This window comes from Dyadobacter sp. OTU695 (genome assembly GCF_038440355.1).
GTDB lineage: Bacteria > Bacteroidota > Bacteroidia > Cytophagales > Spirosomataceae > Dyadobacter.
Genome location: NZ_JASATN010000118.1, coordinates 1 through 232 on the forward strand (window position 1 = coordinate 1; position 232 = coordinate 232).

The 232-nt window shown below is 56.9% G+C and carries 1 protein-coding gene; it reads right to left on the reverse strand.

Annotated elements, in window-relative coordinates:
• On the reverse strand, nucleotides 1-232 hold a 232-nt coding region (locus tag AAHB90_RS32700; RefSeq protein ID WP_342089521.1), incomplete at both ends, for a condensation domain-containing protein.

The window sequence follows — 232 nt, forward strand, 5'->3', positions numbered from 1 at the left end:
GTACCGCCGAACGGCCAGCAAGGTAGGCATCATAAAGCTCCACCAGCTCGCTGATGATGATCCCTGTGGACCAACCGTCTGAGGCGATGTGGTGCAGCACCAGAACCAGGATGTATTCTCCTTCTGCGGCCTGCAAAAGGTCGCAACGAAGCATGTGCTCGGACGACAAATCAAAACGCCGGCTGATCAGCCCTTCGATATAGGCTTGTAGCCCCTGGCCTTCCAGCCCAGA